The organism is Vibrio sp. VGrn 2 (assembly GCF_009361695.1).
Classification (GTDB): domain Bacteria; phylum Pseudomonadota; class Gammaproteobacteria; order Enterobacterales; family Vibrionaceae; genus Vibrio; species Vibrio diabolicus.
In genome coordinates, this window is sequence record NZ_RBWD01000003.1 from 52628 (window position 1) to 69303 (window position 16676).

A 16676-nucleotide genomic window follows, 5' to 3' on the forward strand; every position below is an offset into this window, starting at 1 on the left:
AGGGGTGATCGCTGATCAAGGAGTAAATATCAGACGATCAGTATAAGATCCTACTTATCAAGTATGGTTAGCGCCTCGTGAAACTTGTTGGGGCGGTGATGAAGATCAACATACTTGTTCGTTATTTTGAGTAGCATGCGTTAATCGAAATTGCTTAGTTTAGAGAGAGGAACGGGATATGCAGCAGAACATTTGCCCGACTTGCAATGTCGAACTGGAATGGACAGGACAATACCATTGTGCACAGTGTGAATCGGATTTTAAAAAAGTAGGTTTTTGCCCTGATTGTGAGGCGGAGCTAGAGAAGCTGCAAGCATGCGGTGCTGCGAGTTACTTTTGTAATGTGTGTAATGAACTCAAATCAAAATCACGTGTCCGATTTGAGTTCCAGAAAGTCACTTAACCAGAGTTTGTATTCAGTTAACGGTAGAACGAACGTCGCCTTCGGCTAATCGAGTAATCAATACATCTCCCGATTTTACATCTGAAGATTGAGTAATCACTTTACCTTGCTCAGTTTGAGTAATTGAGTAACCTCGTTTCAATGTCGCTAGCGGGCTGACGGTGTCTAACTTCTCTGCAGCAATCGCGAGTTGATGGCGCATAGTCAGTAACTTGCGATCCATTGCATCCATGAGCTTTTGCTCAACACGTTCTAGCTTCGACTTCTGCTCGCTAAGGCGTGTTACAGGAGAGTTCAATTGCAGCCGATAATGTTGACGCTCGATTCGCTGTTGACGCAAGGCAATAAAACGACTCATCGCTCGCTGTAAGCGCATGTCCAAATCATCTAACTGTTGAGTCTGGCGTTGCAAGCGATAGCTTGGGTGCTGTCTCTCTAGACGGTGCATTAATTGCGCAGATTGCTGCTTTTGCTGTGCTAGGTAGTAACGCATCGCGCTCGCTAACTTATGCTGGCGGGTAACTAAAGCTTGATCTTTGTGGCTGTTATCACGACTTACTAGCTCAGCGGCCGCTGATGGAGTAGGTGCGCGTACGTCGGCGACAAAATCTGCTATTGTCACGTCGACTTCATGTCCAACGGCGCTAATAATAGGAATTTGGCTTGCTGCAATCGTGCGAGCTAATATCTCGTTGTTAAAGCACCATAAGTCTTCTAATGAACCACCACCTCGGCCCACAATTAGCACATCACATTCATCACGGCTGTTAGCGCGACCAATGGCTTGTGCGATTTGAATGGCTGCATCTTCACCTTGTACCACTGTCGGATAAATCACAACGGGTAGGGAAGGATCACGACGTTTCAATACGTCTAAGATATCGTAAAGCGCGGCACCAGTTTTCGATGTGATGACGCCAACACGTTTTGGGTGTTCAGGCAAAGGTTGCTTATTGGTTTGAGCGAACAACCCTTCTGCGGCAAGCTTCATTTTCAGCTCTTCAAACTCTTGCTGAAGACGGCCGTCACCTTCCGGTTGCATGCTTTCGATGATCAATTGGTAGTCACCGCGAGGCTCATAAAGAGAAAGACGAGCTTTTACTAGGACTTGATTACCGTTAGCGGGCTTGAAAGTAACGCGGCGATTGTTACCACGAAACATGGCACATTTAACTTGAGCGCGAGAGTCTTTAAGAGTGAGGTACCAGTGACCAGAGACTGGAGCTGAAAAGTTGGATATCTCTCCGACGAGCCAAACGATCCCCATTTCGTTTTCAAGGAGTAAACGAACTTCTGCGTTGAGACGAGAAACAGTAAAGATGTTTTGATTGGTCTTGGAGAGCACAGCTAATCTCTTAGACGTGAGTATGGAAATTAGCGGCAATATAATACATAGCAAGGGGGTAATTGCAAGAAAAAAATTAAAAAATTTGTGGTCAAGCGATTGCGTTAACCGTATAATCCCTCCGCAATATCTAATCCAAATGTAGCTTGTTGCTAACACAGGTTACCCTCATTATGCGAAACGATGAGATTGGATTGTTCTTTTTACTCCTCTAATTGTGAGATATTGCAAATGCTAAGAATTGCCAAAGAAGCGCTGACATTCGATGACGTACTACTTGTGCCAGCACACTCCACCGTTCTCCCAAACACAGCTGATCTTCGCACTCAGCTAACTAAGAACATCACCCTAAACATCCCAATGATTTCAGCGTCTATGGACACTGTTACTGAAGCTCGTCTAGCGATCGCGCTAGCGCAAGAGGGTGGCATTGGCTTTATCCACAAGAACATGTCTATTGAGCAGCAGGCAGCCGAAGTTCGTAAAGTTAAGAAGTTCGAAGCTGGTATGGTAACTGACGCGGTTACTGTAAACCCTGACGCGACCATCGCTGATGTTGTTGCGCTCACTGAAAAGCATGGTTTTGCAGGTTTCCCTGTTGTCACTGAGAGCAATGAGCTTGTTGGTATTATCACTGGTCGTGACGTTCGTTTTGTGACGGACCTTTCTAAGAAAGTATCTTCAGTAATGACGCCAAAAGAGAAGTTGGCAGCAGTTAAAGAAGGTGCAACACGAGAAGAAGTGCAAGAGAAAATGCACGAAGCTCGCGTAGAGAAAGTATTGGTTGTGAATGATGAGTTCCAACTAACCGGTATGATTACTGCGAAAGACTTCCACAAAGCAGAACGTAAACCAAACGCATGTAAAGATGAGCGTGGTCGCCTACGTGTTGGCGCAGCAGTTGGTGCTGGTGCTGGTAACGAAGAGCGAGTTGCTGCACTAGTTGAAGCTGGCGTTGACGTTCTACTTATCGACTCTTCACACGGTCATTCTGAAGGTGTTCTAAGCCGCATTCGTGAAACACGTGCAGCTTACCCAGATCTAGACATCATCGGTGGTAACGTAGCAACAGGTGCTGGTGCTAAAGCACTAATCGAAGCTGGCGTAAGCGCAGTGAAAGTTGGTATCGGCCCTGGTTCTATCTGTACAACTCGTATTGTAACGGGTGTGGGGGTTCCACAAATCACTGCAATCGCAGATGCGGCAGAAGTGGCTAATGATTATGGTATTCCAGTTATCGCTGACGGTGGTATCCGTTTCTCAGGTGACATCTGTAAAGCAATCGTAGCGGGCGCATCATGTGTGATGGTTGGTTCTATGTTTGCAGGTACTGAAGAAGCGCCGGGTGAAGTGATTCTATACAACGGCCGTTCTTACAAGTCTTACCGTGGCATGGGTTCTCTTGGTGCAATGTCTCAAGGTTCTTCTGACCGTTACTTCCAGTCTGACAACGCAGCGGACAAGCTAGTACCAGAAGGTATCGAAGGTCGTATCGCATACAAAGGCCGTCTAAAAGAGATCGTACACCAACAAATGGGTGGTCTACGTTCAAGCATGGGTCTAACTGGTTCTGCAACTATCGAAGATATGCGTACGAAAGCTGAATTTGTACGTATCTCTGGTGCTGGTATGCAAGAGTCTCATGTACACGATGTTCAAATTACTAAGGAAGCACCGAACTACCGTCTAGGGAACTAATTACCTAACGGAAACGTTTGCTTTTTCCTTGAAGCATTAAGAAGAGGCGAGTACACTCGCCTCGGTTTTAATCACTTAGCCTTAAAAAGACTGCTCAAAATGACTAAAAATATCCATGACCAACGTATTCTGATCTTGGACTTCGGTTCTCAGTACACTCAATTAGTAGCACGCCGCGTACGTGAAATCGGCGTTTACTGTGAACTATGGAGCTGGGATGTAGAAGAAGCGGATATTCGCGAATTCAACCCAGATGGCATTATCCTATCTGGCGGTCCAGAAAGCGTAACGGAAGAGAACTCTCCACGCGCGCCTCAATATGTGTTTGATTCTGGTGTTCCTTTACTTGGCGTATGTTACGGCATGCAAACTATGGCGGAACAACTAGGTGGCAAAGTAGCAGGCTCTAACGAACGTGAGTTTGGCTACGCTCAGGTTAAAGTTTCTGGTGAATGTGCCTTATTTAAAGATCTTGAAGCAACTCAAGACGTTTGGATGAGCCACGGCGACAAAGTAGTAGAGATCCCAGCCGATTTCGTAAAAGTTGGTGAGACAGACACTTGTCCTTACGCTGCGATGGCGAACGAAGAGAAGAAATACTACGGCGTTCAGTTCCACCCAGAAGTGACACACACAAAAGGTGGCCTACAAATGCTTGAGAACTTTGTTCTTGGCGTATGTGGCTGTGAGCGTCTATGGACATCGGAATCTATCATCGAAGACGCGGTTGCTCGCATTAAAGAGCAAGTGGGTGACGACGAAGTTATCCTAGGCTTATCTGGTGGTGTGGATTCATCTGTTGTTGCGATGCTGGTGCACCGCGCAATTGGCGACAAGCTAACGTGTGTATTTGTCGATAACGGTCTACTTCGTTTAAACGAAGGTCAACAAGTGATGGATATGTTTGGCGATAAGTTCGGCCTAAACATCATCAAAGTTGATGCAGAAGATCGTTTCCTTGAAGCACTGAAAGGCAAGTCTGACCCAGAAGAGAAGCGTAAGATAATCGGCCACGTATTCGTAGATGTATTCGATGAAGAGTCGAAAAAGCTAAAAAATGCAAAATGGCTAGCGCAAGGTACCATCTACCCAGACGTAATCGAGTCTGCGGCATCTAAGACTGGTAAAGCGCACGTGATCAAATCACACCACAATGTGGGCGGTCTACCAGATGAAATGGAAATGGGTCTTGTTGAGCCACTACGTGAGCTGTTCAAAGATGAAGTACGTAAGATTGGTCTAGAGCTAGGCCTGCCTTATAACATGCTTTACCGCCACCCATTCCCAGGTCCAGGTCTAGGTGTTCGTGTTCTTGGTGAAATCAAGAAAGAATACTGTGACTTGCTACGTCGTGCTGATGCTATATTCATTGAAGAGCTTCACGCTGCAGACCTTTATGACAAAGTATCTCAAGCGTTCACGGTATTCCTACCTGTTCGCTCTGTAGGTGTAATGGGTGATGGCCGTAAATACGACTGGGTTGTATCACTGCGTGCAGTAGAAACCATCGACTTTATGACGGCACACTGGGCGCATCTACCATACGACTTCCTAGGTAAGGTATCTAACCGTATTATCAACGAAGTTGATGGCATTTCTCGTGTTGTTTATGACATTTCAGGTAAGCCACCAGCTACTATCGAGTGGGAATAATCTTCCTTTAAGAAAGGTCTGGCATTAACAGGCACTAAATCATACTTAAGTCCGCGTAATTGCGGACTTTTTTTGTTTTTGGCCTAGTCATTTTTGGCAATGTCTGGCAACGCCAAGCACGGTTTGACCGTGGTATTTTGATGGGTATGATTCATCGGTAATGCCATGGATTACGCCCGATACCATGCTGAGTGTTTTTGATGGGGCATGGTATTAAATTTTTATATCTATCTGTTTTATAAGTATTAATCTCTAGTTTTTTAGAGGTGTTTCAGCATGGTATTAAATAAGAATAATAGGTCGAAACATGCTGACTGATACCAAGCTACGCAATCTCAAACCCAAAGGTAAACTATACAAAGTCAATGACCGTGATGGCCTTTATGTTGCTGTGACCACTGCGGGTTCTATCTCATTTCGTTACAACTACTCGATCAATGGCAGGCAAGAAACCATTACCTTTGGCCGCTACGGAGTAGGAGGCATCACGCTAGCAGAAGCGCGTGAGCGTCTCAATGAAGCGAAGAGAATGGTTATTGATGGAAAGTCACCGGCCAAAGAGAAAGCACGTGCTAAGGCGAGAACGAAAGATGCTGAAACCTTTGGTGCCTGGGCTCAGAAATGGCTTCGTGGCTATCAGATGGCCGATTCTACCCGGGACATGCGTCGCTCAGTCTATGCCCGAGAGTTAGAAGGCAAATTTGGCAATCAGAAGCTGACTGAAATCACCCATGAAGATCTGCGAGCACTGACTGATGCGATAGTAGAGCGTGGCGCGCCCGCAACGGCTGTACACACGCGTGATATTGTACTCCAGGTGTATCGGTGGGCAATTGAGAGAGGGCAGAAAGTTGAGAACCCGGCAGATTTGGTGAGGCCTGCAAGTATCGCTCGGTTTGAGCCAAGAGACCGAACATTATCACCTGCTGAGATCGGTTTGATGTACCGCTATATGGAAAAGGTAGGAACCACGCCTTCGATTCGTGCTGCGGTAAAGTTGCTTTTGCTGACTATGGTGCGCAAAAGCGAGTTAACCAATGCAACCTGGAATGAGATAAACTTTAGTGAAGCGTTGTGGACGATCCCTAAGGAGAGAATGAAACGACGTAACCCGCACCTGGTATTTTTATCACGCCAGGCTATGGACATTCTCATCGCCTTAAAGACATTTGCCGGTGGTTCTGATTACATTCTTCCTTCCCGTTATGACTCTGATGCTCCAATGAGTAGTGCGACGATGAACCGAGTCATGGATTTGACATACAAGGCCGCGCAAAAGGAAGGTCAGTCACTAAGTAAGTTTGGGCCGCATGACCTACGTAGAACAGCAAGTACATTGCTGCATGAAGCTGGATACAACACTGATTGGATAGAAAAATGCCTGGCGCATGAACAGAAAGGGGTGAGGGCTGTTTACAACAAAGCTGAATATCGAGAGCAACGTGCATCAATGCTACAGGACTGGGCTGATATGATAGATGAATGGACTGAATAAGTTGTATGAATGCAAATGTCTATTTGTATTTTATGATTTTAAATTCTTTTTAAGAGGGGCAGTTATTTATCGCCCCTCTTAAAAACTAGGATCTACAGTCTTCTGCCCATTGCTCAAGGATAGATTCTGCAGCATTTTTGATATTATCTATAATTACCTTTCGTTGCTTTGGATCATGCGTTTGGTGTGCTGTTTCAACTAAACCACAAAGTTTAATGTGAAGCATGTTCTCAATATCAAAAGCTGGTAAGTTCAGATGCTTAAATACATCCGCAACCTGAATAGATACGTTGTGGCTTTCTATCCATTCTTTGACTGTGTTTGAGTTTAATAATCCGCATAAATAATACGCTGTGTCTTTGTCCTCAAAAGAAGCATAATAAACTTTATGGTCAGGTATAAAAACTCTTTCTCCAATAATTGGAACATCAGCTGAACCTGCTACAGCTGCATAAAATGATGATGACATTTCAGGCCAGATAACTTTCCAAGGCTTAAACGTATAATCTCCAATATTATATATAGCGTGGAAAGGCGCGCCTTTCATTTGACGTCTATATGTTGATCTCTCAAGTAACACACTTTCAAAATTTCTAAACCAAGACAGAGTTCTCTTTAATCTAGGGGAGAAAATGTCATTCTCAGCAAGTTGGTAATCATCATTTGATATACCAGTATTAGGAACAAATGTATAAAGTTTATCTTTGTTGTATGTTGGTCCTGTTATCTTTAGATAACAGGTTTCGAAGTCGCCAGCACCTTTAATTAATGGGTATAGTAAATCAGGTTCAACCCATAAAGCTCGTTTGGGACCTATATCCTTTTTACCTGCTTCTGGTCTACTTTCAATTTGGACTAGCTCATCGTTACTCTGTATTACAGGTATAAAGTAAACACCATTTAAATCAGTAGTAATCCCTTTACGGCCTTTAGTCCACTCACATGTCTTGGATAGGTGCTTTATAGCGGAGAATCGACCTGGTGGGAGAATTGCCCATGGTGAGCCTTCATCCGCAACAGGAAATGCCTCATTTCTACTAGAATCTAGTGTTGCCATAACGCTTTGGATTGAATTAGTTGCAGGGATTGCTTTTTTATATCCCTTTTTTGGAGTCCAAACGAAATATGGTACAGGGTATTTAGGAGAAGTAGAGATTTTTTCAAATATGGCAATAGATGTATGATTTGAAGCGTCTTCAAATGGCTTCAATGGTTTCATATCGTCTACTTCTATTGGCTGTAAATAGAAAGAGCTTTGATTATTAGGTTCGATCTTAAACGTTCTAAATCCAGCAGATGATGGATTCTTAAACAAAGTACCAGTTAGAACAAATGCTAGTTTTCCGTTCTCTTTTAACCATTTATCTGTAACGGTATAAGTTATCATCGCTGATATGTCTAACTCATTACCGCCATGTCTTTTTGTTTTGGAAAAAATCCCATAGTGCTCGCAAGTCGGTTTAACTCGAGATCTATAGAGTTCTGGAAGCTTAGACCACCTCACCCAAGGTGGATTACCAACAATAATATCAAAACTACCAGCGGTAGCTGACCAGAAAAAATTTCTAACTATACGGAACCAAATGCCATTCCATTGCTGCTTGTGTAGATTTAAAACTTGATCATAAGTATGTTTAAGTGGTTCTTCCCAACGTTCAATTTCTTTGCTAGTAAGTATCCCAGATTTAATTAGCTGTGCACTAGCTATGTCAAATTCGGCGCCTGATTCAACATCATGCGCCATTCTTTTGAACACAAGATCTAGCCGTTCTCTGTCAATTGCTAACTTTGATGGTAATAGAATATTAAGTTTTGCTACCTGACTTCCAATATTATATTCGACAATTTCATCATCAGTTTCTGGTGAGGATGCAGGTGAATATATGGCATCAGCTAGTAATATTGGGACTTCGACTTCCGTACCTGGGCATTTTTCTAATAAGTCTGCTATTTCAATCAAAAAGTTTACTCTAGCAGTCTGAACCGCGAGAGGATTTAAATCGAATCCCCAAACAGTATCACAAAGCATTTTTAGTGTGTCTTTATGGTTTAGACTTTGTTCCTCAGCCAGTGCCCTTTTTTTTCGTAAAATTGCAAGAAGGAATGCTCCAGAACCACAAGTCGGGTCTAATATTTTTTTACTGACTATTTCTTCATTAGATATTTTATCTACTGTAAAGTCGACCAACCAATCTGGAGTATAAAATTCGCCCAAGCTTTGACGCAGTTTTCCTGGAACTAATCCTTGATATAGATCTCTTAATATATCTCTTGTTTTTTCTAAATAATCTAACCGGTATAAAGATAAACGAGATAGGATTTGTCTTAAAGCTAGTAATAAATTAGGGGATAAGTTGTCTTTAGCAAGTTGTATATACCAGCTAAAAATAACCTCTTCGATAAATCCGCTTAATCCTGCTTGTTCAAAAATCTCCGAACGTTCTATAGAAGCTTCCATCATAGTCACGAGCTCAATATCGCCACAAAGAGCAGACATACTTTGCGCTGGGTGTTTTATCGAAGTTAACCCATGAGCTGATACAATTTCTGCTGCTATTAACTTAATTAGAATTGAATTATAAGTATGTATGATAAACAATCGGGCCGGAAGTGAATCTTTATTTTCTCCATTCCAATTGAATGCTATTTCTTTATTAATAGCATCTGCTTGGAGAATGGACATATCTGCCACCTGGCCATAAAGAGTTCGCCACTCTTCAAAAAGCATTTTTACTTTATTATTTCCTGATGCGTTGAGATAACATAACAGGCCATCAGACATTGCTTGCATGAAGTTTCTTGCCATTAAAGAACCATGGCCGAAATCAGCTAGTAAATTTTCAGTGGTAAAAGCTCTTCGAGTGTCAGAATTAAAAGCATCAACAACAAGCTCAACAGCATATTCAGAAAATGGAATTAAGTGTTGGGTTGATATTATTCCATTTTTTACTTGGGCAAAACAAATATGTTCACCATCGATAGCTATACCAATAAAGTCTGATTCTGGAATGCCTGTATTTCTAGCTTCACGTTGTATGTATGGGAGTAGGCGCGCTTCTGTCGCATTTTTAAATGCGGAACTATCTTTCTTCCCTTTGAACAAGCCAGGGGCTTTAAACTCGATGATAACATGGTTAAGGCTAGAATCTTTTCTCCCTCTCTCAGCGTTAAGACTAAGACCGGTTTCTGACTCAATAGCCATCATCCAACTGTAACGAACTTCTTCTTCTCCTTTCCAAGGATTTAGACGCTTTTCTTGGATGATTTGAAATGCCTTGGCGCTCATTATTTAAACAAAACCTGTATTCATTACATATGGTCCGTATCTTATCCTACAGAGGAACATAAGTCACCGAACCAAGTCTATATAACAAGCTATTGGCGAGCTTTCTTAGTAGGCTCTTAACATAGTTCGTACAAATAATTACGGCAAAGTTCATGTATGTGAAACGTGATCATTATGGATGTATTTTAGCCGCTAAAATGTGTCTTCGGTTTTAGTAGTGTTCATAGTAGGAACTCATCTCGAACTGATGACAGAGCTTTAGACACTGCTTGATGAGTGATGTTCTTGCCACCAAGTTCAGTTAGTCTTTGTGCTATCTCTTTTTGACTAAGCCCTCGTTGCTTCAAAACGAGCATTCTTTTCTTGTTATCAGTGATCCTCGAATCGACCATTCTTCGAGCGATGTTTCGAATCTTGTCAATATCACCGGAAGAAATCATAGTTCCTTCATTAGTCAGAGAATCCGAAATCTCATGTAAGCGATGGAGCATAGTTGTATCGACTTTTATTTGATTGCCAAATGTTTTGCGTACATAGTTCATATAAGCTTCAGCTTGTTCTGACGTGACCATTTTCCCCTGAAGGTAGAGATAGAAATATTCGTCTATGAGTTCATCACCTGACATAGCATTATGTTTATCTGGTTTGGCTACTTGTCGGCGTAATCTTAATACTTCGGTTTCAAACTGATTTTGAGAACGCTTTGCTCGTTTATAAGCCGAAGTATTATTTTTCTTTTGTTTATGGAGTGAGCAAAAATTATGGCTTAGAACCATCAATTTTATATCGTCTAGATCTTTATCTTGAATGGTATTCTTATCTAATGATTCTATAAATGACGTTAATTCTGTTTTTTCGCCACAGAACTCACATAAAATCTGCTTTCTAGTAGTATTAATTTTTACATCAGTTGAGTACTCTTGGAATTTCGGCCGTCTTAGATAACACATCCAGATTAGATTTATTATCGTTTCTAAAGTAGCGATGAATCTCCTATCCGTCTCAGTACCTGAACTATTGTATTCGATGAAAAATGCGAGATATTTCTTTATTTCCTTATAGGTTTATTGAAAACCTAGTTCTTTAATCAATAAGCTTAGAGATATATATTTGTCTTGTTTTGGGAAGAAGTATTGATACTTTTCCGGAAGACTATATATAAACTTTGAAATGCTATTATCTAATGATTTTTGAACTAAGTTGATAATATTCTTACGCGTAGAGTACTGAGAATATGGCCCCCATTCATTCCGGAATCTTTTGATAGCCTGAGCTACAAGCTGATCACAGCCTTTATCTATGATTAAAAAATTGTATAAGCCTAAACGCTTTGCTGCATCTTTTTCTGACTCAATACTATTCATATCATTATCCAGACTCACATTCGATTTTTATAAAGTTTTACTATAAGAATTTATCTCTTAATTGGCAATAATAGGAAATTGCTTGTAGTGGTATGTTAAGGCTAGCATTCATATTCAACCTTTTTGTCCTGAATCTAAGATTAAACTTTAATCGTGTTTGGCATGATTAAACCTCTTACAGCAAGTAGAGGTATTACCATGCATGAACTAGCACATAAGACACTTTAATAGAAAAACGTTACTACGTATGGTTCCGAGCTATCTGATCGAACTATCTATAACCTGGAACAACGTGGTGAGTTTCCTCGTCGTATTGTTCTGACCAGCCGAAGTGTTGCTTGGGACCTGTCTGAAGTGGAGAACTGGATAGAAGAAAAGCGCAGATCTGCGTTAAAAGCCGCAAGACCTGGTTTTAGTTGGTAAGTCTGAGTTCACATGACGCTTAAAGATGTAACGGATGTTCAGGCTAGGGGAACCACTTGGCAAAAAAATGCCTCGGGTGCCAGCGGGAAGCTAGAGCTAAGCACGAAATATATCGACAACATCATAGCAATCCAGGAGTGCAGTGCTCAGGAGGCTAATGAACTCGGTTTTATCGCTCGGCTTTTGATTCAAGCAACCATACCGCATAGCAAACCCAAATCGAATGAGTGGAGTCGCAAGAATGGTAATTTCACAATGCACATGATGGCCCCCTCATCGGTAGGTTTGCCTTACGGTTGCTATGCACGTTTGCTTCTGGTTTGGATGACCACTCAAGCAGTAAGAAACAAGTCCAGATTGGATAAAGGTTATATCGATGAGACAGAGGCACGCAGGCTTGAATTAGGGAATTCTCAGAGAAGTTTTATGGCCGAACTAGGGTTATCGGGAACTGGGGGGAAAGATGGTTCTATTCCGCGTTTGCGTGAGCAGATGGGCAAACTTTTTAAAACCACCATCAGCGTTATGTTTACGGAGCATAATGAAGATGATGAATATATTTCTGAGGATGAGATTGGCGCCAGAGTAGCGGATGTTTCACATATATGGTGGAGCACAAAGCATCCAGATCAAAATTCATTATGGGGCTCTTGGGTAGATCTGTCGCCAAAGTTTTTTCAACTGATAACAGATAAACCAGTTCCTCTAGATATGAGGGTTTTGCGGTTGATTAAGCGCTCTCCTATGGCTCTCGATATATATTGCTGGGCAACATACCGAGTCAGCTATTTAAAACGTTCAACAGTCATTCCTTGGGAAGGGCTAATGGACCAAATAGGAGCCAATTATCCTAATACTTCTCAGGGGCATCGAGATTTCAGAAAACGGTTTCTCGATGGGCTTAAAAAGGTTCAATATGCATGGCCAGAGCTAGATGCTACTTCAACCGAAAAAGGATTGCTTTTGAAACCAAGTGCTCCGCAAGTACCTCGACAGACAAAGCGATAGAGTGAGCGGCATGAAACAGTATGTACGCACCATTCTTGATGTTATTAAGCCTGGGTATTTAGAAAGTTATCCACGCATGTTCTGTCCCGCTTTAAAGGGGGGATTTTGCGCATGTTCTGTCCCGGCTTACGCATGTTTTGTCCCGGAGTGCGCATGTTCTGTCCCGCGAAGTGCCAAAAAGCCTTTTAATAACATGTGGTTGTAGATCCCCCTATAGTACTTTCCTGTAGGTATACCTATATAAAAATTAACCTGTAGTTAAGCATACAGATATTGTGGATAAGATTGATAAAAATAAATTGCTTAAAACTGTCAATAAAATCAATTTTTGTAAATTGATTGGTTTTTAAATATATGAAAATAAAATGATTTTTCTTTTTGTTATCTGGATATTTAAACATTCATTGACACTTGAGGGGCGGTAAAATACGAACGCTCTGAACTTAGCCTAGAGCGGAAAGTGTTAGGAAAACTGTGTTTTTCGGTGTCGTGATATTGAGTAAAGCCAACACACATAAATCGCTGTAAGACCGCTAATTTAGCGCTATTCAGTCGCTATAAGTGCGCTGTCATACCGCTATAAGTGTCGGACTTATTGAGTAAACATAGTTTACACAGGAATAAACAGTTAAATGCAGAGAAATGCACACGGGCATGCATAACTTTCCGTGATAAAACCAAAGTTGAAAAGCGGGCAGGATGTGTGAAGTAGGCACACCATGCAAGCATGGCGAAGCCTCTTCACTTTGGACTTATTCGCACCTTCGGAGCTCAACGTTAATCCTGCCCTGCGGGGCCAGAGAGAGGAGTCAAAGCATGGGGAACAGCACGAACAAGATCACTCGAAAGAATAGCCCACCGATTAAGGTTTACTGTCTGCCAGAGGAGCGTGAGTTGATCGAGTCGCTGTCTGTGCAAGCAGGTCTTAGTACTTCTACTTATCTACGTGAAGTCGGCCAAGGTTATCGCATTCAAGGTATTACCGATGTAGAACAGGTACGCGAACTGGTAAGAGTGAATGGTGACTTAGGGCGTTTGGGTGGTTTGCTTAAGTTATGGCTTAGTAATGATGCCAAGGTAGCGAATGTGGGGGTCAATACAATCTTAGCGGTGCTTAATCGTATTGAAGCGACGCAAGATCAAATGAGCTCGCTTATGGAATCCATTCTTCGGCCGAGGGTCGATCAATGATAGTCAAGCACGTACCGATGCGTTCGCAAGGTAAGTCTGACTTTGCGGGCTTGGTGAATTACATCACCGATCACCAGAGCAAAGAGCATCGACTTGGTAACGTTCGTTTAAATAACTGTGAAGCGAAAACCGTGCGCGATGCGATCAGCGAAGTGTTAGCAACTCAATTCGCTAACACCCGAGCGAAGAGTGATAAAACCTACCACCTCATAGTGAGCTTCCCTAATGGTGAACAGTTAGAAGCGCATACTTTGGCCGCGATAGAAGAGCGCATTTGCCAAGGCTTGGGTTATGGAGAACATCAGCGTGTCAGTGCTGTGCACAACGATACGGACAACCAACATATCCATATCGCGATCAATAAAATCCATCCCACGCGCAATACAATCTATGAGCCTTATTACCCACATAAAAAGCTAGCGGAAATGTGCGAGGCCATAGAGCAGGATTTTGGTTTGCAGCCGGATAATCACATACCGCGCAAGTGCGGGGCGGAATCACGTGCGATGGATATGGAGCGGCATTCGGGTATTGAAAGCTTAGTGGGGTGGGTGAAGCGCGAATGCATGGACGAGATTAAATCAGCCAATAGCTGGCAGGCGTTGCACCAGGTCATGCAGGACAATGGTTTGCAGTTAAGAACCAGAGGAAATGGTCTAGTGATCGTTGCCGATGGTGAAGCGATCATCAAAGCGAGCACCTTGGGACGTGAGTTTTCTAAACCCAAACTCGAAGCGCGCCTTGGTCCCTTTGAAGCGACTGCATCGGATTCTGTCAAGCCGAGCCGCCAATATACGCACCGACCTGTTCGCTTGAAGGTGAATACCACCGAGCTATATGCCCGTTATCAAGCAGAGCAGAAACATGCCGCAGAGAGTAAAACGCAAGCCCTTGAACAGGCTCGTCGTGATAAAGATCGACAGGTTGATAACGCCAAGAGGAAAGGGCGTGGCCGTCGCGCAGCGATTAAGTTAACCGGTAGCAATAAGCTGACTAAGAAGCTTTTGTATAAACAGGCCAGCAATGCATTGAAAAGCGAGCTTGAGCGCATTCACAAGCGTTACCAAGAGCAACGGCAAACGATATATCAAAACAATAAACGCCAAGCCTGGGCGGATTGGTTAAAAAGCCAAGCATTGCAGGGAGATAGCGAAGCCCTCAAAGCGCTACGTAGCCGAGAGACTGCACAAAAGCTTAAAGGCAACACACTGAACGGGGATGCAGTTCAGGCCGAGCCCAAAGCAACGGTCGATACGATAACGAAAAAAGGCACCATTATTTATCGAGCAGGTAACAGCGCCGTGCGTGATGATGGTGAGCGTCTACAAGTGTCGACGGCTTCCAACCAAACCAGTGTCTTAGCTGCGCTAAAGGTAGCAATGGAGCGTTACGGTAATCGTATTACCGTGAATGGTTCGCCTGAGTTTAAGGCGCGAGTAATCAAGGCGACAGTAGATGGCAATCTGTCTATCAAATTTGTCGATCAAGGACTAGAACGCCGTCGTCAGACATTAATGGCCCAGAATAAAAGGGCCAAGCGGTCTGATAAGCCTGGCGTGTTACCGATTGGCAAAGTGCCACCTTCACGCCGTGGCTGGTTGCAAAACCTATCTCAGTTAGAGGTCTTAGCGGTACAGTCGGGTCCTGTACCTGAAAAAGCGGCGGTCATGCCAGCACTAGAGCAGCGTAAAGCTAAGCTCCAAGCTGAGCAGGCAGCTAAAAAGGCGAAACGACAACATAAGAGCCGATCACGTTGATGTGATGGCAAAGGAATAGACGGAAGCCCTAACCGCTTCGGTTGGTAATAACACCGATGTTTAACCTTATTTGGCCGCGCGTTTACGGTGTCGCGCAGGTCGGGCGCCGGGATAGTAAGTGGCGAGCTATCTCTGAAAAGGCCCACATTCACCGCTGGCAACGGCAGGAGTAGGAGACGAGCCTACAGGTTGGTGAATGCAACTTTTAGTCATAACAATTAAGAGTAATTAACGATGCTAAAACGAAAAATTTTAGCGGCTAAAATTCCCGTGCTTGCCATCTCCTTGGCGTTAAACCTTTCTAATCCTGTATATGCGGGGATTCCGGTTGCTGATGGTACGAATCTAGTTCAGAACATTATGTCAGCAATGGAAGCTGTTACACAGACTGCTAAACAAATTCAGCAGTATCAAACCCAGTTGCAGCAGTATGAAAATATGCTGCAAAACTCGATGGCCCCGGCTTCTTATATTTGGGACCAGGCACAGCGCACCATCAACGATCTGAATCAGGCGACCAACACACTCGCCTATTATCAAAACCAGCTTGGTAGTCTCGATGCGTACCTAGGCAAGTTTCAGGACGTGGCCTATTACCGCAGTTCGCCTTGCTTCTCGTCGGTGGGGTGCAGCGATGCCGAATGGGCCGCAATGACCGAGAACCGACGCCTTGCGTCTGAATCGCAGAAAAAGGCTAACGACGCACTGTTTAAGAGTCTGGAACAGCAGCAAGATAACCTGGAAGCTGATGCCCGCCAGCTCAATCGCCTGCAATCTGGTGCTCAGAGTGCGGACGGCCAACTGGCGGCCATTGGCTACGCCAACCAGCTCGCTAGTAATCAGGCCAATCAGCTCCTGCAAATCCGTAGCCTGCTGATTGCTCAGCAGAGTGCCGTTGGCACGCGAATGCAGGCAGATGCTGATCGCGAAGCGCAATATCAAGCGTCCCGTGAAAGGTTGTTCGATATGGGTGAACCAACCGACCGTTCAGAAAACAGGGGGTTTTAATTATGAAGAATATTACCCGAGTTTTTATCGTTAGTGCGTTGGCCT

12 protein-coding genes and 1 pseudogene are annotated in these 16676 nt (G+C 43.5%); 9 read left to right on the forward strand and 4 right to left on the reverse strand.

What is annotated here, in order from left to right:
- Positions 1–178: 178 nt before the first annotated feature.
- Positions 179–403: a zinc ribbon domain-containing protein gene (locus tag D8S93_RS06710; protein WP_047010185.1), complete on the forward strand. Its 225-nt coding sequence runs from the start codon at positions 179–181 to the stop codon at positions 401–403.
- 13 nt (positions 404–416) lie between these two features.
- Here the strand turns inward: D8S93_RS06710 and xseA are convergent, their stop codons facing one another.
- Positions 417–1748: an exodeoxyribonuclease VII large subunit gene (gene xseA / locus D8S93_RS06715; protein WP_104974451.1), complete on the reverse strand. Its 1332-nt coding sequence runs from the start codon at positions 1746–1748 to the stop codon at positions 417–419.
- 231 nt (positions 1749–1979) lie between these two features.
- Between xseA and guaB the strand changes: the two genes are divergently transcribed.
- The 3 genes from guaB to D8S93_RS06730 all read left to right on the forward strand — a co-directional run bounded on the left by guaB (position 1980) and on the right by D8S93_RS06730 (position 6594).
- Positions 1980–3446, forward strand: coding sequence for an IMP dehydrogenase (gene guaB / locus D8S93_RS06720; RefSeq protein ID WP_005391524.1), 1467 nt, complete (start codon positions 1980–1982; stop codon positions 3444–3446).
- A 99-nt stretch (positions 3447–3545) separates the two neighbouring features.
- A complete protein-coding gene (guaA, locus tag D8S93_RS06725) occupies positions 3546–5099 on the forward strand; it encodes a glutamine-hydrolyzing GMP synthase (RefSeq protein ID WP_152812566.1) in 1554 nt (517 codons plus the stop codon).
- A 307-nt stretch (positions 5100–5406) separates the two neighbouring features.
- Positions 5407–6594, forward strand: coding sequence for a tyrosine-type recombinase/integrase (locus tag D8S93_RS06730; RefSeq protein ID WP_152812567.1), 1188 nt, complete (start codon positions 5407–5409; stop codon positions 6592–6594).
- Between the two features lie 85 nt (positions 6595–6679).
- Here the strand turns inward: D8S93_RS06730 and D8S93_RS06735 are convergent, their stop codons facing one another.
- The 3 genes from D8S93_RS06735 to D8S93_RS06745 form a co-directional block, all read right to left on the reverse strand.
- Positions 6680–9880 (reverse strand): Eco57I restriction-modification methylase domain-containing protein, encoded by a 3201-nt coding sequence (locus tag D8S93_RS06735; protein WP_152812569.1) that lies wholly within the window; start codon positions 9878–9880, stop codon positions 6680–6682.
- Positions 9881–10101: 221 nt separating this feature from the next.
- Entirely contained in the window at positions 10102–10830 is a 729-nt protein-coding gene (locus D8S93_RS06740; RefSeq protein WP_152812571.1) for a hypothetical protein, read from the reverse strand.
- A gap of 114 nt (positions 10831–10944) precedes the next feature.
- Complete coding sequence (locus tag D8S93_RS06745; protein ID WP_152812573.1) at positions 10945–11244, reverse strand: hypothetical protein; 300 nt, start codon at positions 11242–11244, stop codon at positions 10945–10947.
- Positions 11245–11442: 198 nt separating this feature from the next.
- On the opposite strand from D8S93_RS06745, the pseudogene D8S93_RS06750 reads away from it, so the two are divergent.
- From D8S93_RS06750 to trbJ, 5 genes and pseudogenes are all read left to right on the forward strand, one after another.
- Positions 11443–11667 (forward strand): annotated as a pseudogene (locus D8S93_RS06750) (helix-turn-helix transcriptional regulator).
- A 12-nt stretch (positions 11668–11679) separates the two neighbouring features.
- Positions 11680–12675: a replication protein RepA gene (locus D8S93_RS06755; RefSeq protein WP_152812575.1), complete on the forward strand. Its 996-nt coding sequence runs from the start codon at positions 11680–11682 to the stop codon at positions 12673–12675.
- Between the two features lie 816 nt (positions 12676–13491).
- The gene (gene traJ, locus D8S93_RS06760; protein ID WP_102138709.1) at positions 13492–13866 is read left to right on the forward strand and encodes a conjugal transfer transcriptional regulator TraJ; all 375 of its coding nucleotides are present in this window, start codon (positions 13492–13494) and stop codon (positions 13864–13866) included.
- Entirely contained in the window at positions 13863–15623 is a 1761-nt protein-coding gene (traI, locus tag D8S93_RS06765; RefSeq protein WP_152812577.1) for a TraI/MobA(P) family conjugative relaxase, read from the forward strand. The genes traJ and traI overlap by 4 nt, the downstream gene beginning before the upstream one ends.
- Positions 15624–15857: 234 nt before the next feature.
- On the forward strand, positions 15858–16631 hold the full coding sequence (trbJ, locus tag D8S93_RS06770) for a P-type conjugative transfer protein TrbJ (protein ID WP_152812579.1): 774 nt from the start codon (positions 15858–15860) through the stop codon (positions 16629–16631).
- Positions 16632–16676: the final 45 nt, after the last annotated feature.